Below are 379 nucleotides of genomic sequence, written 5' to 3'. Positions count from 1 at the left end.
CTTCCCGAAGGGAATCTTTCTTTCCCATTTATCGATGGGAAAGATATTCCGAAGGTGTAGGGACATCAATTCCTTACTCCCGTGCCGCTCTAAATAAAAGGCAATGGCGGCGGCCATGGTAATGATAGCCGCTAACTTGGCAAATTCCGACGGCTGAAACGAAAAGGCACCGAATCCCAGCCAGCGACGGGCGCCGTTTACCGTAATGCCGACGAATTTAACGGCAATGAGGCAGACGACATTGAACAAGGCAAACTTACTGCACCAGCGACGAATGAATTGATATCCCCATCGCCAAATGACCCAAGCGATAAAAATGCCGACACCTAAAAAGCCCAGCTGCTTGACCAAATACCCGGACAAGGAGGCCCCTTCGTCA

At 50.4% G+C, this 379-nt stretch carries 1 protein-coding gene; it reads right to left on the bottom strand.

All coding sequences use genetic code 11. The features are described 5' to 3' along the window. The coding region (locus ETC02_RS17165; RefSeq protein WP_216367886.1) for an FtsW/RodA/SpoVE family cell cycle protein at nucleotides 1-363 on the bottom strand (363 nt) is incomplete at its 3' end. Nucleotides 364-379: the final 16 nt, after the last annotated feature.

The organism is Geobacillus sp. DSP4a (assembly GCF_013096875.1).
Lineage (GTDB): Bacteria > Bacillota > Bacilli > Bacillales > Anoxybacillaceae > Geobacillus > Geobacillus thermophilus.
Note: the sequence above shows the minus strand (reverse complement) of the source record. Positions and strands in the feature narration are given on the sequence as shown.